Genomic DNA, 20311 nt, shown 5'->3' on the forward strand with positions numbered 1-20311 from the left:
TGATTCATCCCTCATGAGCGTTGCTCGGCACCATGACCACACCATCGGCGTACTCATGTGCCAGCCAGCTGGTCCAGCCGAGACGACAGACGTTGTGCTCGCCAATGTGCAACGGTCGGATCTCTTCTTTGGCAAGCACCAGGCGCAGGTCATATTCCAATGGGTCCCGCGCCGTCAGCCGCACCAATGAGCACAGCAGCGGGTAGTCCGCACCCGTGGGCAGAAACCCATGGAGTTGCTGCCAGCGCAGGCCCTGCAGATGCACCCTGAACTTGCCACTGCGGTCGGCCACCTGGCTGCCCAATACCTGGTCATGGCCAAGCACACTGTTCGCGACGCCGAGCCGGTTTCGCTGTGAGTCGGCGATGACAACCGTGCGCAGCACCCATTGCTCGATGAACAGCCGGTTGTGCTTGAAGTAGTAGCGCAGCACCGTCTCGATCAAGGCTGCCGAATGTGCCCGCAGGCCTAGCAGCCCCAAGTAGGGCAACAGCCGCTGGCAGTTCAATTGCGCGACACTGCGAATCTGCCGCCCCCTCAGCCCGATCAACGCAAACATCTGCTCGGAAAAGGCGTCACGCGCGCCCGCCTGGAAACACGCCCGATAACGATATTTGCGCCAGATCGGCAGCATCAGTCGTTGCAGGCGGTGATGAAACACGTCCAGGAAATCTCGCGTAGCGTTGCCGCCCACCCCGTCGCCATAGGCCTGCTCGCCATAAAACGCAGGTAACGGCGACCCCGCGCCACACAAGCCCAAGACGTTGAGGCGAAGGCGTGCGCGCAGCTGTTCGTGCTCGACAAAAAATTCCACGCGATCAATATCGTGACCGGGAAAACCGAGGCCAGGATTGGCTTGAAACTCCAGCAAGTCATACAGCGCGTCGTCATCCAACAGAGGATGGGCATCGCGCAGACGCTTGATCACCTGCAAAACCGCCTGGAACAGCGAATATTCGCGGATGATCCGCGACAGTCGCGTCAAAGCAGGGGCTGCTGCCCCATCCGTGGTGGCCATAGATACACGTCTCCTTGTGTGCTGATGACTCTTAGTTCGTGATAAGCATTGAGGCTGGCGTAGAGCGCAAAGAACTCGTTGAGTACTGACGCAAAAATGAACACTTCGCCCGGCCCCAAGAAACCCTGGGGATCAATCTTCAAATCAATTCGTACTCCGCGACACGGCAAGCCGCGGTGCAATCGGTCGACCGATGAATGACTGACGGATCGCATTGCACCCAACTTCCTCTCACTGACCTTTTGCGCCAGTCGGTCGTGATAGCGCGGCAAGTCATAGGTTTTGAGAATCACCTTCAAGGCGTCGATATCGCTCAATGACAGGTAGTTGAGCGACATGTTGCTGATAAGCCGCCAGAGAAAATCCTGGTCCAGAGGCGGAGACAGACTGGCTGTCGGCGCGCAGATATTGCGAAACGACAGCCCCTCTGGCGTCTGCTCGCAAGGCCGGTTGATGTCGCCTAACTGCAACAGTCGAGGTAGGTTGTGATTGGTGCACGTCAACTCGATCGACAGTGTTTGCTGGTCCGACTCGAGGCCGTTGCCAATCCCAAGCCAGGTTTCCAGCCCGGCATGCTGTGTCGATGGCCGTTGGCGAATGCTGTAGCTGGGCGGGTTTTCCGGTACGTCGGTATCGCCACCATGTTCAAAGGATTCGAACGGCACATAGGCCTGGTATCCACGCCCACCCGGCTGCCAACCCGTTACACGGTCTACGGAAAACACACTCGCGTTCTCCCGCGAATACTCGCCGGGAATGAGCAGGTACTCATCCTGCTTCCCGTCCAGGCGAATGGGCACCGCGTCATGCTTGAACAGATTCACGATGGGCGTGCAGTAGAGCTTCACGTTATCCAGGGTGGGCTGTTGGGACTCACGCCATGGCGTGCGTAACTCAAAGCGCATTATCAGGCCACGTACCTGCTTGAGCTGCTCACCGGGCAATCTGTGCAGCACGTCCATGCCCCCCACATCGACAAACAGGAACTTGTCAGGAAAGGCAAAATACTCCTGCAGATGGCGATACCCCGGGAAGGTATTCTGCGGATAGGGGATCAACGCCTGTTCCTCACTGAAACCCACCGGCTGTACCTGTTCGGCACCCAGTCGCAGTGATATTGCCTCACCGTCGGGCCCGCTGACGGGCAGTCCATCGTGGCCCAAAGGCAACAGCTCGATACCTTCGAGGTGGCGCAGCAGGCTCAGGTATAACGCCTGGCTGATGTAGCTATCCCCGGCCAGATGCAGGCGCAACTGATCAAAGGCCCAGTCACTGAAATTACCGGCGGCGCTCATGTGCAGGCGCAGACTCAACACGCCCTGCCCTGCCTGTGCGCTGTACTCCAGGACGCTCAGTTGCAGCGGTAGAACCTGTGTGGCGTAGCAGGTACGAAAACGGCATCGCTCACCGTTGACTGCGGCGCTTTCCACCGGTGTATCACGCGCCACCCACACACCGGGACCTGAGTGCTTCAACGGGTCAAATTGCAGCATGCTGAACGCTGGCATTGGGCGCATGTAGTTGGGCCACAGCAAATGCATCAGCGAGTGCGTGAGCTCTGGAAATTCGTCGTCGAGTTTTTGCCGCAAGCGCCCCGTGAGAAATGCAAACCCCTCCAGCAGCCGCTCGACATCGGGATCCTGGCCAGACTCTGCGAGAAAAGGGGCCAGCGCAGGATTGCGCTCGGAGAACTGCCGTCCGAGCAGTCGCAACGCACTGAGCTCACTTTGGTAGTAACGGTTAAAAGACATCCGGCAAAACCTCTACCTGACCGGCGTCACAGAGTCGCGCGGTAAACACAACAGGTTGCTTGATACCCTTGACCGTCAGTGTGCCTTCGATAGCGAACGCCAGCGCCAATGGATCCTGGTCCCGCGGCAACGTCGTGACCCGCACATGCTTCAAGCGTGGCTCGTACGCCCGGATAAATCGCTCGATCAACAAACGCGATTGAGTCAATGACTCATGCAAGCTCTGGTTCATGTCGTTGAGGTCGGGCAACCCGTAATCCGGAAGTGTCTGCACGCTGCCGGCACGGATACTGAGCATTTTTCCCAGATGCATCGCGACAGATGTCACGCCACACGCGGGAGTAGCCGCCGGACGTTCAAGACGCTCGAAAAGGCGTTGGTGGTGGGACACTCCCTGGCCGCTGCTCATTCTTTATCGAGCTTGCCGACCAGGGACAGCGTGAAGTCGGCCCCCATGTACTTGAAGTGCGGCCGTACACTCAGGTTGACGCGGTACCAGCCGGGCTCGCCGTCGACATCACTGACAACGATGCGCGCCGCGCGCAATGGCCGTCGTCCACGCACTTCGGCACTGGGGTTTTCCTGATCGGCGACGTACTGGCGAATCCATTTATTGAGTTCCAGCTCCAGGTCTGTGCGCTCCTTCCACGAACCCAATTGCTCGCGCTGAAGAACCTTAAGGTAGTGGGCCAGGCGATTGACCACCATCATGTAGGGCAATTGGGTACCCAAGCGGTAATTCAGCTCGGCTTCCCTGCCCTCGGGACTGAGGCCAAAGTGTTTCGGCTTCTGCACCGAACTGGCGGAGAAAAACGCGGCATTATCGCTGCCTTTGCGCATCGTCAAGGCAATGAAGCCCTCTTGCGCCAGCTCGTACTCACGGCGGTCGGAAACCAGCACTTCCGTCGGGATTTTGGTTTCGATCTCACCCATGCTCTGGAAGTGATGCAGCGGCAAGTCTTCCACCGCACCACCGCTTTGCGGGCCGATGATATTCGGGCACCAGCGAAAGCGCGCGAAGCTGTCAGTCAGGCGCGTGGCAAAGGCGTATGCCGTGTTGCCCCACAGGTAATGTTCATGGCTGTTGACCACGTTTTCCTGATAAGCGAAGGTCTTGACCGGACACTCAACTGGATCGTAAGGCGTACGGAGCAGAAAGCGCGGCACGGTCAAGCCGATATAGCGTGCGTCTTCGCTTAGGCGAAAACTTTGCCATTTGGCAAATTGAGGACCTTCGAAGTGGTCCTTCAGGTCTTTCAGGTCCGGCAGGCCGGTAAAACTCTCCAACCCGAAGAACGCCGGCCCGGCAGCGGCGATGAATGGCGCATGGGCCATGCAGGCCACGCTGGATGCGTACTGCATCAGTTTCACGTCGGGTGCACTGGGAGACAGAAAGTAGTTGGCGATAATCGCGCCCACAGGCTGACCACCAAACTGACCATACTCAGCACTGTAGATATGTTTGTACAACCCGGACTGGGTCACTTCCGGTGAATCCTCGAAATCTTCCAACAGGTCTTGCCGGGAGACGTTCAGCAGTTCGATCTTGATGTTCTCGCGGAAGTTGGTACGGTCAACCAACAACTGCAATCCCTTCCAGGCGGCTTCCAGAGCCTGGAATTGCGGGTGGTGCAAAATCTCATCCATCTGCAGGCTGAGCTTCGTGTCGATCTCGGCAATCATCCGGTCGACCAAGCGTTTCTTGACGGGCTCACCACGATTCTGCGGTTTGATCAGCTCTTCGATGAACGCCGAGACGCCCCGCTTGGCAATGCCATACGCCTCGTCGTCTGCACTCAGCAGAGTCTGGGCAACGATGTTGTCGAGAATGCTGAATTGATCATCGGTGGGTGCTGGCAGTGTGTGTTGTTGTGTCGTCATGCGGTCAGTGTCCTTTTACTGAAAAATGTCAGGCGTCGGGGCTGTCCAGACCCAGCTCAGCCAGTACCCTGGCGCGGGACTCGTCATCCGCCAGGGCCTGCTCGATAGCCTTGCGAAAGCTCGGGGTGTTTCCCAAGGGTCCCTTGAGCGCCATCAGTGCCTCGCGCAACGCCATCAACTTGTGCAATTCGGGCACCTGCTCAACCAGGTTCGCGGGATTGAAGTCCTTCATTGCATTGATGCGCACCTGAATGGCCAACTCCTCAACACCTGAATCCTCCTGCAGGCGGTTGGGCACGTTCAGCGTCAGGCTCAACGCCTGCTTGGCCAGCACGTCATCAAGGGTGTTCTTGTCGATCGCGATGGGCTTGCGATCTTCGAGCTTGCGCACGTCCTCACGTTGGATGAAATCGCCCAGCACCAACAGTTTCAGTGGCAGTTCGACTTCTTCCTGCGCTCCGCCGATAGCGGGTTTGAACGTGATATTGATGCGTTCCTTGGGGGCGACCGAAGCTTCTTTGGCCATGGTGTCTCTCCTTTTTCAAGTGGCTCGAAAGCCTATTCAAGTACCGCTTCCAGATCGAAGAGGCACAGCCTGCGATGGGTGTCTTCCTTGCGCTCGCGCACGGCGTGGTTTTGTGGCAGCAGGTCGCAGCAGCGATACAGAAGCTGGGCAACTTGAAGTGCCAGCTCCGGTTCCCAGCGCTCAAGGCCTGTGCGTTGCAGTTCGTGGTCCAGGTGTTCGAGCTGGATCTTCGCCAGCTCATGCTTGCCCGCCTGCACACACAGGCGCGCCTGTGCCAGCCGCCAGTGAAAACGCGCGCGATCACTGCGAGCGGCGAGGCTGCCTTGCTTGAGTTCATGGATCGCGGCCTTGAGCCCATCCTTGCGCAACCTGGGCGCTACCGCCTGCAAGGCGAGCTCCCAGGGCTCGGCTTCGGAATCCACCACGGCGGCTGATTCGGGTACTTGCAAATGCCGGCTGACCTGCAGCGTGATCCAGTCACGGCTGGCGGCGTCGGCAAAAGGAACGCGGTCGTGAAAGCAGAACGACGGCAGGTCCGGCAAGCGTTGCAACAACAAGGCGAAGACAACTTCCAACTCGAGCATGGCCTGTTCGGCCTGCAAGGCTTCCAGGCATTGCCAGAGCATGCGCAACCCATCGAACCAGAACATGGCACCGGCCAGACTGGCCTCGAGTTCAAGTACCAGGTCGGCGTAATGCCCTTGGGCAAAACGCTCCTGATAACGCTTGAGCTTGTCAGGGGCAGGCCCGCGCAACGCGGTCACCCGTTCGTTGTCGGCATCCGGGTAGCTGGCCAGTACCAACCAATTCAATGTTCGGTTGAGGCGCAAGGCGCGCAGGTCGGTAGCGTTCTGGCGCAACCACCAGGTACACAACGGGCGGGCCTGCTCCTGCAAGGTACGTAGCAACTTGCTGGCGTCTTTTTCGTTATTCACAACGGCTTCGGGTTTGAGCAATTGGCTGGCCGCTTGCTGGACCTGCGCAATGACACCGCTTAACCCCGCCGCCGGGGTATCGTCCTGAGCCGCACGCTCCAGTCGTTGAGCCAATTGCCTGCGAATCGGCAGCAGCAACGGCGCGTCATCCGCGAAGTGCTTGGCCCATAGCTCATCGAGACCTTTGAGTTGCTCCAGTACAGCGCGAAACAAGGGCTGCTGGTTCTGCAACGGCAAGCCTTGCGCGAACAAAGGCTCGAGGCGCAACACCAACCAAGCGAATGCTGCGCCACGGGTACGCAGCTTTTCGGGGTAGGCCACCGACCAATGATGCTCGCAGAGATAGCGCAACATCCCGAGCCCCGCCAGCAGCCCTGGATAGGATTCGCGCTGGTGCAAGGCCCAGGTCAACCAGACCGCCACGCGTAGATCCTTGGATTGTTGCCGTAACAGGCCTTCGCTGGTTTCCAAAACCTTGTGCCAATCCGGCTGACTGCTGCCATGGATCGATTGCGCCTTTGCCAGCTCGGACTCCAAGGTTTCATACTCACTCGAAAAGCGCATATCGCTGCCCGCAAAACTTGTTTGCGCACAAGGCAACCTTGCAACTTCAAGATAGTAATCACACAGCTTGTCCGAATACGACATTCAACACCTGGCGCAACTAACCAAAACAGGGAAAAGCCAACTAGCGACACTTAAAAAGCACACCAACAGGCCATCTTAACCTTGCTGTAATTCCTGCAAAGCTCCCAAACCTTAGCCACGCCAAAAGCATTCAGCAAGCGACAGAATAATACTTAATCCTTTTCCTACAACCCCGCAAACAAAGCCACTGCGCAGCATTTTGCGCACTGACGCAGGGGTGCGATTTAAACTCTATTACGACCTCCCTATTTAACCCGCGTGTGCACCGAGCAATTAAATGCACACCTCTGCGCAACTAAATACGCCATATAACAACCAAAACCATCTCGTTTGATTAGCACCCCAGACTTATTTAGCGCCAACCCCCCGTATTTATTAATCCACCCACTTTCAGGCACGCTTCTTGTAGTAACAGGGACTTGCCCAACCGGTGTCATGATCGGTTGGGACTACCTCTTCAATCAGACAAGGAAACCCGTCATGCCAACACCCGCCTATCTTTCCATCACCGGTGTCAAACAAGGTTTGATCACGGCAGGCACGTTTACCCAGGACTCGGTAGGTAATATTTACCAGGAAGGCCATGAGGACCAGATCCTGGTCCAGGCGTTTGCTCATCAGGTGATCATTCCCCGCGATCCTCAATCCGGCCAGCCCACCGGCCAGCGGGTCCACAAACCCATGATGATCAGCAAAGTCTTCGATAAATCCTCCCCATTGCTGTTCAGCGCACTGACCAGCGGCGAAGAGGTCAAGTGCCGGCTGGAATGGCTGCGCACCTCGTCCGCCGGCACCCAGGAGCACTACTTCACCATCGAACTGGAGGGCGCGACCATCGTGGATATCCAGTCACGCATGCCCAACTGCCAGGACCCGGACAACGCCCACTTCACCCACTTGGAGGATGTGTATTTCACCTACCGCAAGATCGTGTGGACCCACGAAGTGTCCGGCACTTCCGGGTCCGATGACTGGCGCAGCCCGGTTACGGGTTAAACCGGATTAACCAGGGAACGGTGCCAAGGGAGGCGCCGTTCCTGACCGCGGGCTAAACCATCGCCAGAGGGTGCTTGCGCTTGGGTGCGCCAAACACGCGGTCAATCGCGTCGAGGTCGTGCTCATCCAGTACCAGCTTGGCGGCGGCTGCGTTGAGCCGCACGTGCTCTGGGGTGACCGCCTTGGGGATCGCGATCACACCGTCTTGGCGCAACACCCAGGCCAGTGAGACCTGGGCGGGCGTGACCTCATGTCGACGGGCGATCTGCTTGAGGGTCGGGCTGGACAACAACTCGCCACCCTGGGCAATCGGACAGTACGCCATCAAGGGCAAGTGATGCTGTTGCCACCACGGCAGCAGGTCAAATTCGATGCCGCGCTCTTCGATGTTGTAGAGCACCTGATTGGTGGCGCACGCCGGGGATGCGAGTTCCTGCAGATCGGCCACATCGAAATTGGAGACGCCCCAGCGGCCGATCTTGCCGGCTTCACGCAGGCGTTCGAAGGCTTCGACGGTTTCCTCAAGGGGGTGTTGGCCGCGCCAGTGCAACAGATAGAGATCAATGTAGTCCGTGCCTAGGCGCTGGAGGCTGGCTTCACAGGCACGGGGCACGCCCTTGTGGCTGGCGTTGTGCGGGTAGACCTTGCTCACCAGGAACACCTGGTCGCGCCTGCCGCGAATGGCTTCGCCGACGACCGTTTCGGCGCCGCCCTCACCGTACATTTCGGCGGTATCGATCAGGGTCATGCCCTCGTCGATGCCCAGTTGCAAGGCCGCGACTTCGGCGCGGTGCTGGTCGGGATTTTCGCCCATGCGCCAGGTTCCCTGGCCGATGACAGGGACGGGGACGCCCGCCAGATCAATGGTACGCATGACAACCTCCTGATGAGTTCGCGGATTAACAGTGTGGCATTGACCGGACAAAAGGGTTCAATCGAAGTAAGGTTAGCCTCTGCCAAGCCACCAGGAAGAACCTGTAATGCTGTTTGTCGTCATGCTCGGGGGCAAGCACCCACGGGCAAAGATTGAAGTGCACGATGTGGTGTTTGCGGTCGCGGACACGCTGGAAGCGACCTACCCGCAACTGCGCGCCGACTGGTTCGGCAGCCCCAAGGGTGTACATATCGATGCCTGGATGGCCGTGGAGGGCGTCGACGGCTGGAAAGTCGAACTCAGCCATCTGGCCCCTGCTGCTGGGGCGCACCACCTGTACTTCATCAACCTTGGCGGTTACGAGTCCAATAGCTTTGGTGAAGCCCACCACTACCTGCTGGTGGTCGCCCGCAACAAACAGGAAGCCATGAGCAAAGGCAAGCAACAGATGCTGCGCCACTGGTCCCAAGCCCACACCGATGGGGTGCTGGACATCGACGACTGCCTGCCCATTGATCTGGTGAGCGGTCGCTATATTCATCTGGTGCAGGGCCCGCACCGGCCGATCATCCAGCAGAACGACTACATCGTCCTGAGCTGAACCCTACCCGAACGGGGTATGGCGCCCACCGGCCACCTGCCTGACAGTGCAATCAGTCCCTCAGCCTGATAACAAGCACAACTCAAGGTGGGTCCCCATGCGTAAAGCCTTTATCGCCCTGTTCAGCGCCGCATTGCTTGCATCCTGCACCTTGAGCCAGGCCGCCGACGACCCAGGCAATACCTTGCGCATCTACAACTGGGCGGACTACATCGGCGACACCACCCTGGCCGATTTCGAGAAAGCCACGGGGATCAAGGTGGTCTACGACACCTACGACTCCTACGAAACCGTGCAGGGCAAGTTGCTTTCCGGACGCTCCGGGTATGACCTGGCCCTGCTCAACGCTTCCCTGGTACCGCTGCTGATCAAGGGCGGCGTCTTCCAGCCACTGGACAAGTCCCAGTTACCCGACTGGAAGAACCTTGATCCATTGGTGCTGAAAAGCCTGGAAGCCCACGACCCCGGCGTCACTTATTCCGCGCCCTACACCTGGGGCAGCAATGGCGTGACCTACAACGTCGACATGATCAAGGCGCGCATGCCGGACGCGCCTATCGGCTCCCTGGCGATGATTTTTGACCCGAAAGTGGTGTCGCGCTTCGCCGATTGCGGCATCACGTTCATGGACTCCCCCACTGACATGATTCCCCTGGCGCTGACCTACCTCGGCCTGGACCCCAACAGCGTCGCCCCAAAAGACCTCAAGGCCGCCCAGGACGTGTTGATGGCGGTGCGCCCGTACATCCGCAAATTCGACTCCAGCGGTTTCATCAACGGTTTGGCCAACGGTGATCTGTGCCTGGCCACCACCTGGTCCGGCGACTACGCCACGTCTCAGGCACGGGCAACGGAGGCCGGGGCCAAGATCACGCTGGACTATTTCATCCCCAAGGAAGGCTCGCTGATCTGGTTCGATAACTTCTACATCCCCGCCGATGCGCCCCATGTGGCCAACGCCCACCGGTTCATCGAATTCCTCCTGCAACCCAGCACCATGGCCGGCGTCAGCAACACCATCCACTACGCCAACAGCAACCTGGCCGCCAAGCCCTTGGTGAATGCCGATATCCGCGACAACCCGGCCATCTACCCCGATCCGACGACGATGCAGCGCCTGTTCACCCAGAAAAGCCAGCCGCCGGCCGCTGTACGCCTGATCACCCGCACCTGGAACGCCGTCAAGACCGGCAAGTGACCCCCAGCCATTGAAGGTAAATGCCATGACTCTGCCAAATCCCGCTTTCTTCGCCCAGTTCGACCACGACAAACTGGACGCCGCCGACAAAGCCCACTACATGCACGGTTTCCACATGTTCGACGAACACCGTGAACAAGGCTCGTTGAACATCGCGATGGGCGACGGCGCCTACATCTATGACACTCACGGCAACCGTTACCTGGATGCGGTCGGCGGCATGTGGTGTACGAATATCGGCCTGGGCCGCGAGGAAATGGCCGACGCCATCGCCAACCAGGTGCGCCAACTGGCGTACTCCAACCCGTTCTGTGACATGGCAAACGTCACCGCCATCGAACTCTGCGCCAAGCTCGCCAGCCTGGCGCCCGGCGACCTTGATCATGTGTTCCTCACCACTGGCGGCTCCACGGCGGTGGACACGGCCTACCGACTGGTGCAGTTCTATCAGAACAGTCGCGGCAAACCGACCAAGAAGCACATTATCTCGCGCTTCAGCGCCTACCACGGCAGTACGTTCCTGACGATGTCGATTGGTAACAAGGCCGCTGACCGCGCGCCGGAATTCGATTTCATGAGCGACCTGTTCCACCACATCTCCTGCCCCAACTACTACCGGGCGCCGGAGGGGATGAGCGAGGCTGACTTCCTCGACTTCCTGGTGAACGAGTTCGAAGACAAGATCCTCACCCTCGGCGCGGACAATGTGGCGGCGTTCTTCGCTGAGCCGATCATGGGCTCCGGCGGCGTGATCATTCCGCCGCAGGGCTACCATCGGCGCATGTGGGAAATCTGCCAGCGTCATGACCTGCTGTACGTCGCCGATGAAGTGGTGACCTCATTCGGGCGCCTCGGTGCGTTTTTCGCCTCCGAAGAGGTGTTCGGCATGCAGCCCGACATCATCACCACCGCCAAGGGCCTGACCTCCGGCTACCTGCCGCTGGGCGCGTGCATTTTCTCGCAGCGTATCTGGCAAGTCATCGGTGAACCGGGCAAGGGTCGCTGCTTCACCCACGGTTTCACCTACAGCGGGCATCCGGTGAGTTGTGTGGCGGCACTGAAAAATATCGAAATCATCGAGCGGGAAAACCTGCTGGCCCATGTCGAAGAGGTTGGCGTGTATCTGGAACAACGCCTGAAAACCCTGGCCGACTTGCCCCTGGTAGGCGACATCCGCTGCCAGCGCCTGATGGCCTGCATTGAGTTCGTGGCGGATAAACGCACCAAGGCGCTGTTGCCGGACGCGGTCAACATCGGCGAAAAAATCCACCTGCGCGCCCAGGCCAAAGGCTTGTTGGTGCGCCCCATCGGCCATCTGAACGTGATGTCACCGCCACTGATCATCACCCACGCCCAGGTCGATGAGGTGGTGGAGACCCTGCGCCAGTGCATCCTCGACACGGCAGCCGAACTGCGCGCCAGCGGCGAGTACCAGGGCCGATGACCTATAGCGCCGAGCCCGTCTCGGCGTTGTGGCCTGGGCATCGACGGCCGGGTAGACTGGCCGTCATGACAACCACCAGCCCCGCCCCCTCCCTGCAGCAACTGGAAGCCTGGCACCACGCCCTGGGCCAGGCGCTTATTCATGTGGACGAGGCTTCGTTCCTCGAACACCTGGCCAGCGCGCTCTGCACGCTCACGCCCATCGAATCGATGATGATCAGCCTGGAGCGTCAGGGCCTGCCGCCGCACTTGCTGTACCAGCAAGGCATTCCCCGCACCTACCAGGACGAGATCATCCACCGCTACTTTTCCCGTGGCTACTTGCTCGATCCCTTTTGCCTGGCAGTGGACAAAGGCCTGGCCGAAGGTTTCTACCCCCTGGCCGAGATTGCCCCGGACGATTTTTTCAACAGCGAGTACTACAAGACCTATTACCTGCGCAGCGGCGGCGCCCAGGAGAGCTACTACATTGTCGACCTGTGTCCCCAGAGCAAGATTTCTCTGTGCATGTTCCAAGGCTTGAGCGCCGGGCAATTCACTGAGCCACAACTGGCGCTGCAGAAAGCCACCCAAGCCATGGTCCGCGAATTACTGCGCCGTTTCGGCACGAGCGGTGGCCTGACCAAAGTGATCAGCGACGACGCCTTCACCCAGACCCAAGCCCATCAGCAGATTGAAGCTGCATTCATGGAGTTCGGCAGCGGCGTATTGACCGTGCGGGAGCGTGAGATCGCCCACTTGATCCTGCGCGGGCATTCGGTGAAATCCACCGCGCAAGTGCTGGGCATTTCGCCGGAAACCGTGCGCATGCACCGTAAGAATCTGTACACCAAGCTGGCGATCAATTCCCAGGCCGAGCTGTTTGCGCTGTTTATCGAATGGCTGACCCGCAGTGGCGCCATGGCCCGCAGTTGAACCACTCAGGCAATCGGCGGGAACTTTGCCAGGAAATAACCGCCTGAATCCGGTAGGCTCACCCTTTTCATTCAAGGAGTTACTTCCCATGGCCAAAGCCACCGCCCGTCACATCCTCGTTTCCACTGAAGACAAGTGCAACGAACTCAAGGCCCAAATCGAAGGCGGCGCCGATTTCGCAGAGATCGCCAAAGCCAACTCCAGCTGCCCGTCCAGCCGCGACGGCGGCAACCTGGGTTCGTTTGGTCCAGGCCAGATGGTCAAGGAATTCGACACTGTCGTCTTCAGCGCCCCGGTCAACACCGTGCAAGGCCCTGTGAAAACCCAGTTCGGCTACCACCTGCTGGAAGTCACCAGCCGCCAGGACTGATCCAGTCCGCGCTGATGCTTTAAACAACGGCCCGCCTTTTGGTGGGCCGTTGTGCATGTGATGACTGGCGACGCTGATGCCGTTAGCGTACAAATCCCTTTTCTACTTCACACGGCGTTCAAGGCTGACAATGCGATTGGCTTTTTCCTACATTTTGAGTTCGACCCTGGCCCTGCTGCTGGCCAGCACCGCCGTGATCGCGGCACCTCAACCGTACCTGACCGTGTACGGCGAACCGGCCAAATACCCCGCCGGCTTTACCCATTTTGACTATGCCAACCCGAACGCCCCCAAAGGCGGCAGCCTGCGCCGCTCGGCCATCGAGATCGGGCGCTTTGACCACGTGTTGCCCTATATCGACAAAGGCATCGGCGTTTCCCAGGTCGACGGCTGGCTGTATGCGCCCCTGGCCCAGCGCTCCCTGGACGAGCCCTACACCGTTTACGGCCTGGTGGCCGAAAAGATGGAGCGCGCCGACGACGGCCTGTCGCTGCGTTTTTTCCTCAACCCCAAGGCCCGCTTTGCCGACGGCAAGGCCATCACCGCCGAAGATGTGCGCTACAGCTTCGAACTGCTGATGACCCAAGGCAGCCTGCGCTTTCGCACCCTGTTTGCCGACGTCAAGCACGTCGAAGTCGAGGGCGAACGCCAAGTGCGTTTCGATTTCTCCAGCAATGAAAACCGCACCCTGCCCCTGGACATCGCCACCCTGCCGGTCTTCCCGGAACACTGGTGGAAGACCCGCGACTTCGCCAATGGCGGCGGCTATGAGGCGCCTCTGGGCAGCGGCCCCTATAAAGTCAGCAAGATCGACTCCGGCAGCACCATCACCTTTACCCGCGATCCGAACTGGTGGGGCAAGGACCTGCCCGTCAGTCGTGGCCTGTATAACTTCGATCACCTGAGCCTGGAGTACTTCGGCGACACCGAAGTGGCCCGCCAGGTATTGCGCGGCGGTGCCTACGATTTCAACCGCGAGTTTTCCGCCACCGGTTACTCCATCGGCTACAACGGCCCGGCCTTGGATGACGGTCGCCTGCAACGCGCGCACCTGGCCAAGGAAATGCCGCAACCGGCCCAGGGTTATGTGTTCAATGTGCAAAAGCCGATGTTCAAGGACCGCCGCGTGCGCCAGGCCCTGGCGATGCTGTGGGACTTCGAATGGGCCAACCGACAGATGATGCGCAACATGTACATCCGCCAGCAGAGCTTCTTCTCCAACAGCCCGCTGGCGGCCAGCCAGCCGCCGACCCCAGAAGAACTGGCGATTCTTGAACCCTTGCGCGGCCAGGTGCCGGACGAGGTGTTCACCCAGGTGTTCAAGGCGCCGGTCACCGACGGCAGCGGCATGATCCGCGACAAGCAATTGCAGGCCCTGGCCTTGCTGGAGGAAGCCGGCTGGAAACCGGACGGCGACAAACTGGTGAATGCCGAGGGCGAACCGCTGGAATTCACTTTCCTTAATGCCCAAAGCGGCATGGAACGCCTGCTGCTGCCGTACAAGCGCAACCTGGCGCAAATCGGTATCACCCTGAATATCCGTCGTATCGACTCCTCCCAGTATGTGAACCGCGTGATGGCACGGGACTACGACATGATCGTCACCGGTTTCCCGGTCACCACCTCGCCCGGTATGGAGCTGTACAACTACTTCGGCTCGGCCGCCGCGTTCGATCCCGGCGCCAACAACTACATGGTGCTCAAGGACCCGGCCGTCGACAGCCTGATCAAGGGCTTGGTCAAGGCCGACAACCAGGCGCAGATGCTCACCTACGCCCACGCGCTGGACCGGGTGCTGCAATGGAATTACCTGTGGATTCCCAACTACTACCCGCCCGGCACGTCCGCCGCGTGGTGGAACCGCTTCGGCCGCCCGGCCATCGAGGCGAAAAACGACGAAGCCCTGGAAACCTGGTGGGAAATCAGCCCCACGCCCCTGACCAACGAACAAATGAACGCTGAGTTGAAAAAACGCGGAGGTGCGCGCTGATGTTTGCCTATATCGTGCGGCGCCTGCTGCTGATCATCCCGACGCTGGTGATCATCCTGCTGGTGAATTTCGTGATCGTACAAGCCGCGCCCGGCGGCCCGGTGGAGCAAGCCATTGCCCATTTGCAAGGCATTGGCGGCGGTGGCGTCGGTGGTTCCTCCGGCGAAGGCATCAGCGGCGGCTCCCGCGCCAGCCGTGGCCTGGACCCGAAGTTGATCGCGGACATCGAAAAACAGTACGGCTTCGACAAGCCTGCGCCGGAACGCCTGTGGCTGATGCTCAAGAGCTACGCGCAGCTGGACTTTGGTAACAGTTTTTTTCGCGGCAAGACGGTGATCGACCTGATCCTGGAAAAGATGCCGGTGACCATCTCCCTCGGCCTGTGGGCAACGCTGATCACCTACCTGGTGTCGATCCCCTTGGGGATTCGCAAGGCGGTGCGCCACGGCAGCAGCTTTGATGTGTGGAGCAGCACCGCGATTGTCATCGGCTATGCGATGCCGGCGTTTCTGTTTGCGATGTTCCTGATCGTGGTGTTTGCCGGCGGTACGTCGCTGAACTGGTTTCCGGTGCGCGGGCTGGTGTCGGAGAACTTCGAAGAACTCAGCACCGTGGGCAAGATTGCCGACTATTTCTGGCACCTCGTATTGCCAGTCACCTCGCTGGTCATCGGCGGGTTTGCCACGCTGACCATCCTCACCAAAAACTCGTTCTTGAACGAAATCACGCGCCAGTATGTGGTGACCGCCCGTGCCAAGGGCCTGAGCGAACGGCGCGTGTTGTACGGCCATGTGTTCCGTAACGCGATGTTGCTGGTGATCTCGGGGATTCCCCAGGCATTCATCGCCGTGTTCTTCGCCGGTTCCCTGCTGATCGAGGTGATCTTCTCCCTCGATGGCCTGGGCCGCATGAGCTACGAAGCCGCCGTCTCCCGCGATTACCCGGTGGTCTTCGGTTCGTTGTTTATCTTCACGTTGTTCGGCCTCTTGATAAAACTCATCGGTGACCTCTGCTACACCCTGGTGGACCCGCGTATCGACTTCGCCGCGAGGAACGCCTGATGCTAAACCTGTCTCCGGTGGCGCGCCGCCGTTTCGAGCGCTTCAAGAAAAACCGACGCGGCTGGTGGTCGCTGTGGCTGTTTATCGGTCTGTTTATCCTGACCCTCGGCGGTGAGTTGATCGCCAACGACAAACCCCTGGTGTTGAGTTTCAAGAACGAACTGTATTTCCCGGTGTTCAAGCGTTACACCGAGCAACAGTTCGGCGGCCAGTTGCCCTTCCAGGCTGACTACCGCAGTGACTACGTGAAAAAGCTGATCGAGCAGGACGGCGGCTGGATGTTGTTCCCACCAATCCCGTTCAGCGACGACACGCCCAACTACGAACTGACCCGCCCTGCCCCCAGCCCGCCCTCGGCGGTGAACTGGCTGGGCACCGACGATCAGTCGCGGGATGTGTTGGCGCGGGTGATCTTTGGTGCGCGGGTGTCGATCCTGTTTGCCCTGGCGCTCACCGCGATCAGCGCCGCCATCGGTATTGCAGCCGGTGCGTTGCAGGGTTATTACGGCGGCTGGGTGGATTTGATTGGCCAGCGCGTGCTGGAGGTGTGGTCCGGGCTGCCGGTGCTGTACCTGCTGATCATCCTGTCTGGTTTTGTCGAGCCCAATTTCTGGTGGCTGCTGGGGATCATGGCGCTGTTTTCCTGGCTGGCCCTGGTGGACGTGGTGCGCGCCGAGTTCCTGCGCGGGCGCAACCTGGAATACGTCAAGGCCGCACGGGCCTTGGGTTTGGGTGATGGCAAGATCATTCGCCGGCATATCCTGCCCAATGCCATGACCGCGACCTTGAGCTACCTGCCGTTCATCCTGACCGGCGCGATTTCTACCCTGAGCGCCCTGGATTTCCTCGGTTTCGGCATGCCGGCAGGCAGCGCCTCCCTGGGCGAGCTGATTGCCCAGGGCAAGCAGAACCTGCAAGCGCCCTGGCTGGGCCTGACGGCGTTCTTCACACTGGCGCTGATCCTGTCGCTGCTGGTGTTTATCGGCGAGGCATTGCGTGATGCCTTCGACCCACGCTCATGAGTGACCGCCTATGAACCTGATCGAAATCCGCGACCTCAGCGTCGCCTTCAGCGGCCAGACCGTGGTGCGCAACCTGAGCCTGGACGTACGCCCCGGCGAGTGCCTGGCGCTGGTCGGCGAGTCGGGCTCGGGCAAGTCGGTGACCGCCCACTCGATCCTGCAATTGCTGCCCGAAGCCGGCACCGAAACCACCGGCTCTATCCGCTACCGCGGCCAGGAGCTGATTGGCGCATCGGCGGCGACCCTGCAGAAGCTGCGCGGCAACCGTATTGCGATGATCTTCCAGGAGCCGATGACCTCCCTGAACCCGTTGCACAGCATCGAAAAGCAGATCGGGGAAACCCTGCTGTTGCACAAGGGCCTGGGAGGCAAGGCGGCCCAGGCGCGCATCCTCGAATTGCTTGACCTGGTGGGCATTCAGAAACCCCAGGAACGGCTCAAGGCCTATCCCCATCAACTGTCCGGCGGGCAACGCCAGCGGGTGATGATCGCCATGGCCCTGGCCTGCGAGCCGGAACTGCTGATCGCCGACGAACCCACCACCGCGTTGGACGTGACCGTGCAGCGCAAGATCCTGCTGCTGCTCAAGTCCCTGCAACAACGCCTGGGCATGTCGCTGCTGCTGATCAGCCACGACCTCAACCTGGTGCGCAGCATTGCCCAGCGCGTGTGCGTGATGCGCGCGGGTGAGATTGTCGAGCAGGCCGACTGCCAGAGCCTGTTCAATGCGCCCCAACATCCTTACAGCCGTTTGCTGCTGGATGCCGAGCCGGACGGTGATGCGCTGTGCAGCAATGAGCGCGAAACCGTGTTGCAGGTTGACGACCTGACCGTGCAATTCCCCCTCGGCGGCGGGTTGTTCCGGCGCAAGACCTACCTGCGTGCGGTGGACGGCATCAGCCTCAGCGTGCAACGCGGCAAGACCCTGGGGATTGTCGGTGAGTCCGGCTCGGGCAAATCCACCCTGGGCCAGGCGATCCTGCGGCTGCTGGACTCTACCGGCAGCATCCGCTTCCAGGGTGAAGCCCTCGACCCGCTGAATAACCAGCAGATGCGTCCATGGCGCAAGCAGATGCAGGTGGTGTTCCAGGACCCTTACGGCAGCCTCAGCCCACGCATGACCGTGGAGCAGATCATCAGCGAAGGCCTGGAGGTGCACGCGCCGTGCAGCCTGGCCGACCGTGATGCGCAGGTGATCCAGGTGCTCAAGGATGTGGGCCTCGACCCTGCCAGCCGCCACCGTTACCCCCATGAGTTTTCCGGCGGCCAGCGCCAACGCATTGCCATCGCCCGCGCCTTGGTGCTCAAGCCGGCGCTGATGCTGCTCGACGAACCCACCTCGGCCCTTGACCGCACCGTGCAGAAGCAAGTGGTGGCGCTGCTGCGTGAACTGCAGGAGAAATACGGCCTGACTTACCTGTTCATCAGCCATGACCTGGCGGTGGTGCGCGCGATGGCCCACGACATGATCGTGATCAAGGACGGCAAGGTCGTTGAGGCTGGCGCAAGCCATCGGGTGTTTGACGCGCCGCAGCATCCCTACACCCAGGAATTGCTGGCGGCCGCCTGCGGATTATCCTCATGAGTACCAGCCTCACGGATTACCAACAGGTTCGTGGCCTGGCCATTCAGTCGCTGTTCGAGATCATCGAGCAGTCCAGCGAAGGCACGGTGATTGTCGACCGCGACGCGAACATCGTGTGGATGAACGAACGCTACGCCAAACGCTTTGGCCTGAAAAGTGCCGACGAAGCCATCGGCCAGCCCTGCGAGCAGGTGATTTCCAACAGCCTGTTGCGCCAGGTGGTGCGCAATGATCAGCCGATCCTGTTGGACATCCAGGACACGCCCAAAGGCCCGCTGGTGGTGATGCGTTTGCCGATCCACAACGATGCCGGCGCGGTGATCGGCGCGATTGGCTTTGCATTGTTCGATGAACTGCGCAACCTGTCACCGCTGATCGAGCGCTACCTGAGCATGCAGCAGGAGTTGGCCTCGACACGCTCGTTGCTGCGCTCGCGCCAGAGCAAATACAACTTCGCGCACTTTATCGGCACCAGCGCCGCCAGCCTCGAAGTCAAGCGCCGGGCGCGGCGCAGTGCCAGCGCCGAGTCGCCGGTGTTGCTGCTGGGCGAGACCGGCACCGGCAAGGAATTGCTGGCCCAGGCGATTCACGGCGCTTCAAGCCGTGCGCATAAGGCCTTTGTCAGCATCAACAGTGCAGCGATTCCCGCTGACCTGCTGGAGGCCGAGTTCTTCGGCACCGCACCGGGCGCGTTTACCGGCGCCGACCGCAAGGGTCGTGCGGGCAAATTCCAGATTGCCCAGGGCGGCACGCTGTTCCTCGATGAAATCGGCGACATGCCGCTGCCGCTGCAAAGCAAATTGCTGCGGGTGTTGCAGGAGAAGGAATTCGAGCCGGTGGGCTCCAACGAGATGCTGCACAGCGATGTGCGGGTGATTGCGGCCACGTCCATGGATCTTGAAGCGGCGATCAAACGCGGTGAGTTTCGCGCCGACCTGTATTACCGGCTGAATGTGCTGCCGATCCAGGTGCCGCCGTTGCGTGAGCGGCTGGAGGATATTCCAGCGTTGAGCGAGGCGATTCTTGAGGAGTTGCGCAGCCAGCATGAGTTGGACCGCGAAGCCTTGGCCCTGCTGGCGCAGCATGCGTGGCCGGGGAACATCCGTGAGCTGCGCAATGTGTTGGAACGCGCGGCGCTGCTGAGTGATGACCTGGTGCTGAATGCCAGGGAAATACGGGCGGCCATTGGTACCTTTACGCCGGTGGCGCGTAACAGCGCCGTCGCGACGGTTGAGGGGGAAAGTTTCAACACAGCGCGGGAACGGTTTGATCGGCAGATCATCACGGCAGCGTTGAGGGCGTGTGAAGGCAATGTGGTGGAGGCAGCCAAGCAGCTCGGGCTTGGGCGGTCGACGCTGTACAAGAAGATGGTGGCGTTGGATCTTGCCCAGTCTCAATAGAGAGACACAATTCCATATACGAAGACATTTCAATGTGGGAGCGGGCTTGCTCGCGAATATGGTGTGCCAGCCGCCTGATTCTTGGTTGATACAGCGC

Annotated in this window: 18 protein-coding genes; 11 read left to right on the forward strand and 7 right to left on the reverse strand. The window is 60.0% G+C overall.

All coding sequences use genetic code 11. The annotated features are described in order from the left end of the window. Nucleotides 1-4: 4 nt before the first annotated feature. Genes tssG through tssA form a run of 6 tightly spaced genes read right to left on the reverse strand, consistent with a single transcriptional unit; the run spans nt 5 to nt 6759 of the window. Entirely contained in the window at nt 5-1018 is a 1014-nt protein-coding gene (tssG, locus tag AYR47_RS24220) for a type VI secretion system baseplate subunit TssG (protein ID WP_061448790.1), read from the reverse strand. Continuing rightward, nucleotides 982-2769 carry a type VI secretion system baseplate subunit TssF gene (gene tssF / locus AYR47_RS24225; RefSeq protein WP_061448791.1) on the reverse strand — a complete coding sequence of 596 codons (1788 nt, stop codon included), beginning with the start codon at nt 2767-2769 and terminating at the stop codon, nt 982-984. Before tssF ends, tssG begins: the two co-directional genes overlap by 37 nt. Next, a complete protein-coding gene (gene tssE / locus AYR47_RS24230; protein ID WP_033902422.1) occupies nt 2759-3160 on the reverse strand; it encodes a type VI secretion system baseplate subunit TssE in 402 nt (133 codons plus the stop codon). The genes tssF and tssE overlap by 11 nt, the downstream gene beginning before the upstream one ends. Nucleotides 3161-3174: 14 nt before the next feature. Further along, a complete protein-coding gene (gene tssC / locus AYR47_RS24235) occupies nt 3175-4650 on the reverse strand; it encodes a type VI secretion system contractile sheath large subunit (RefSeq protein ID WP_033902359.1) in 1476 nt (491 codons plus the stop codon). 28 nt (nt 4651-4678) lie between these two features. After that, nucleotides 4679-5176 carry a type VI secretion system contractile sheath small subunit gene (gene tssB, locus AYR47_RS24240; RefSeq protein ID WP_033902358.1) on the reverse strand — a complete coding sequence of 166 codons (498 nt, stop codon included), beginning with the start codon at nt 5174-5176 and terminating at the stop codon, nt 4679-4681. A 32-nt stretch (nt 5177-5208) separates the two neighbouring features. After that, on the reverse strand, nt 5209-6759 hold the full coding sequence (gene tssA, locus AYR47_RS24245) for a type VI secretion system protein TssA (RefSeq protein ID WP_082781534.1): 1551 nt from the start codon (nt 6757-6759) through the stop codon (nt 5209-5211). Nucleotides 6760-7239: 480 nt separating this feature from the next. Between tssA and AYR47_RS24250 the strand changes: the two genes are divergently transcribed. Then, the gene (locus AYR47_RS24250; RefSeq protein WP_033902356.1) at nt 7240-7755 is read left to right on the forward strand and encodes an Hcp family type VI secretion system effector; all 516 of its coding nucleotides are present in this window, start codon (nt 7240-7242) and stop codon (nt 7753-7755) included. A 52-nt stretch (nt 7756-7807) separates the two neighbouring features. Here the strand turns inward: AYR47_RS24250 and AYR47_RS24255 are convergent, their stop codons facing one another. Continuing rightward, on the reverse strand, nt 7808-8629 hold the full coding sequence (locus tag AYR47_RS24255) for an aldo/keto reductase (RefSeq protein ID WP_061448793.1): 822 nt from the start codon (nt 8627-8629) through the stop codon (nt 7808-7810). Nucleotides 8630-8735: 106 nt separating this feature from the next. On the opposite strand from AYR47_RS24255, the gene AYR47_RS24260 reads away from it, so the two are divergent. The 10 genes from AYR47_RS24260 (at nt 8736) to AYR47_RS24305 (ending at nt 20214) form a co-directional block, all read left to right on the forward strand. Next, entirely contained in the window at nt 8736-9230 is a 495-nt protein-coding gene (locus AYR47_RS24260) for a DUF1543 domain-containing protein (protein ID WP_033902354.1), read from the forward strand. A 97-nt stretch (nt 9231-9327) separates the two neighbouring features. Next, entirely contained in the window at nt 9328-10428 is a 1101-nt protein-coding gene (locus AYR47_RS24265) for a polyamine ABC transporter substrate-binding protein (protein ID WP_061448794.1), read from the forward strand. A gap of 25 nt (nt 10429-10453) precedes the next feature. Then, the gene (locus AYR47_RS24270; RefSeq protein ID WP_033902352.1) at nt 10454-11872 is read left to right on the forward strand and encodes an aminotransferase; all 1419 of its coding nucleotides are present in this window, start codon (nt 10454-10456) and stop codon (nt 11870-11872) included. Nucleotides 11873-11937: 65 nt separating this feature from the next. After that, nucleotides 11938-12786, forward strand: coding sequence for a response regulator transcription factor (locus tag AYR47_RS24275; RefSeq protein WP_033902351.1), 849 nt, complete (start codon nt 11938-11940; stop codon nt 12784-12786). Nucleotides 12787-12874: 88 nt separating this feature from the next. Beyond that, nucleotides 12875-13156: a peptidylprolyl isomerase gene (locus AYR47_RS24280; protein WP_010210937.1), complete on the forward strand. Its 282-nt coding sequence runs from the start codon at nt 12875-12877 to the stop codon at nt 13154-13156. A 130-nt stretch (nt 13157-13286) separates the two neighbouring features. Continuing rightward, nucleotides 13287-15146, forward strand: a complete 1860-nt coding sequence (locus AYR47_RS24285) for an extracellular solute-binding protein (protein WP_061448795.1) — start codon at nt 13287-13289, stop codon at nt 15144-15146. Beyond that, the gene (locus AYR47_RS24290) at nt 15146-16207 is read left to right on the forward strand and encodes a microcin C ABC transporter permease YejB (protein ID WP_016976573.1); all 1062 of its coding nucleotides are present in this window, start codon (nt 15146-15148) and stop codon (nt 16205-16207) included. The genes AYR47_RS24285 and AYR47_RS24290 overlap by 1 nt, the downstream gene beginning before the upstream one ends. Further along, nucleotides 16207-17229, forward strand: a complete 1023-nt coding sequence (locus AYR47_RS24295; protein WP_028616409.1) for an ABC transporter permease — start codon at nt 16207-16209, stop codon at nt 17227-17229. The genes AYR47_RS24290 and AYR47_RS24295 overlap by 1 nt, the downstream gene beginning before the upstream one ends. A 10-nt stretch (nt 17230-17239) precedes the next feature. After that, nucleotides 17240-18814, forward strand: a complete 1575-nt coding sequence (locus AYR47_RS24300; protein ID WP_061448796.1) for an ABC transporter ATP-binding protein — start codon at nt 17240-17242, stop codon at nt 18812-18814. Continuing rightward, a complete protein-coding gene (locus AYR47_RS24305; RefSeq protein WP_061448797.1) occupies nt 18811-20214 on the forward strand; it encodes a sigma-54 interaction domain-containing protein in 1404 nt (467 codons plus the stop codon). Before AYR47_RS24300 ends, AYR47_RS24305 begins: the two co-directional genes overlap by 4 nt. Nucleotides 20215-20311 lie beyond the last annotated feature (97 nt).

Origin of the sequence: Pseudomonas azotoformans (genome assembly GCF_001579805.1) — a bacterium.
Taxonomy (GTDB): Bacteria; Pseudomonadota; Gammaproteobacteria; order Pseudomonadales; family Pseudomonadaceae; genus Aquipseudomonas; species Aquipseudomonas azotoformans_A.

What these genes read in the sequence shown, in the direction of transcription:
- tssA (WP_082781534.1), bottom strand. Translation starts at nt 6,759, where the DNA reads ATGTCGTATTCGGACAAGCTGTGTGATTACTATCTTGAAGTTGCAAGG.
- AYR47_RS24285 (WP_061448795.1), top strand. Translation starts at nt 13,287, where the DNA reads ATGCGATTGGCTTTTTCCTACATTTTGAGTTCGACCCTGGCCCTGCTG.
- AYR47_RS24280 (WP_010210937.1), top strand. Translation starts at nt 12,875, where the DNA reads ATGGCCAAAGCCACCGCCCGTCACATCCTCGTTTCCACTGAAGACAAG.
- AYR47_RS24290 (WP_016976573.1), top strand. Translation starts at nt 15,146, where the DNA reads ATGTTTGCCTATATCGTGCGGCGCCTGCTGCTGATCATCCCGACGCTG.
- AYR47_RS24265 (WP_061448794.1), top strand. Translation starts at nt 9,328, where the DNA reads ATGCGTAAAGCCTTTATCGCCCTGTTCAGCGCCGCATTGCTTGCATCC.
- tssG (WP_061448790.1), bottom strand. Translation starts at nt 1,018, where the DNA reads ATGGCCACCACGGATGGGGCAGCAGCCCCTGCTTTGACGCGACTGTCG.
- AYR47_RS24255 (WP_061448793.1), bottom strand. Translation starts at nt 8,629, where the DNA reads ATGCGTACCATTGATCTGGCGGGCGTCCCCGTCCCTGTCATCGGCCAG.
- AYR47_RS24305 (WP_061448797.1), top strand. Translation starts at nt 18,811, where the DNA reads ATGAGTACCAGCCTCACGGATTACCAACAGGTTCGTGGCCTGGCCATT.
- AYR47_RS24300 (WP_061448796.1), top strand. Translation starts at nt 17,240, where the DNA reads ATGAACCTGATCGAAATCCGCGACCTCAGCGTCGCCTTCAGCGGCCAG.
- AYR47_RS24275 (WP_033902351.1), top strand. Translation starts at nt 11,938, where the DNA reads ATGACAACCACCAGCCCCGCCCCCTCCCTGCAGCAACTGGAAGCCTGG.
- AYR47_RS24295 (WP_028616409.1), top strand. Translation starts at nt 16,207, where the DNA reads ATGCTAAACCTGTCTCCGGTGGCGCGCCGCCGTTTCGAGCGCTTCAAG.
- AYR47_RS24250 (WP_033902356.1), top strand. Translation starts at nt 7,240, where the DNA reads ATGCCAACACCCGCCTATCTTTCCATCACCGGTGTCAAACAAGGTTTG.
- tssB (WP_033902358.1), bottom strand. Translation starts at nt 5,176, where the DNA reads ATGGCCAAAGAAGCTTCGGTCGCCCCCAAGGAACGCATCAATATCACG.
- tssC (WP_033902359.1), bottom strand. Translation starts at nt 4,650, where the DNA reads ATGACGACACAACAACACACACTGCCAGCACCCACCGATGATCAATTC.
- AYR47_RS24270 (WP_033902352.1), top strand. Translation starts at nt 10,454, where the DNA reads ATGACTCTGCCAAATCCCGCTTTCTTCGCCCAGTTCGACCACGACAAA.
- AYR47_RS24260 (WP_033902354.1), top strand. Translation starts at nt 8,736, where the DNA reads ATGCTGTTTGTCGTCATGCTCGGGGGCAAGCACCCACGGGCAAAGATT.
- tssF (WP_061448791.1), bottom strand. Translation starts at nt 2,769, where the DNA reads ATGTCTTTTAACCGTTACTACCAAAGTGAGCTCAGTGCGTTGCGACTG.